The 264-nt window shown below is 68.2% G+C and carries 1 protein-coding gene; it reads right to left on the reverse strand.

Annotation, left to right across the window (positions count from 1 at the left end):
* Window positions 1–264, reverse strand: a 264-nt coding sequence (locus tag R0J87_RS21430) for a hypothetical protein (protein ID WP_498888820.1), incomplete at both ends; no start/stop codon positions are given.

Raw genomic sequence — 264 nt, forward strand, 5'->3', positions numbered from 1 at the left:
GGGCTCGGCGCCGACCTCGTTGAGGCCAGCCAGCGGGACCCAGCGGTAGAACGCCGTGTCTTCCACCGATTTCGCGGTCACGGGCCCTGAATACTGCTGCGTGCGCTGGGCCAGACGCACCACGTCGGCTCTTCTAAGGCCGGGCGTCGCCGCAGCGTCGGTGGTCAACACATCGGCTAGGAAATCGTAGACCGACAGGTCCGGCGTGGCCGCTGTCCGGCGTGACCGGCGCACGGCGGTAGCGATGATTTGCCGGTCCTGAGC

The organism is Halomonas sp. SIMBA_159 (genome assembly GCF_046536035.1).
Classification (GTDB): Bacteria; Pseudomonadota; Gammaproteobacteria; order Pseudomonadales; family Halomonadaceae; genus Vreelandella; species Vreelandella venusta_A.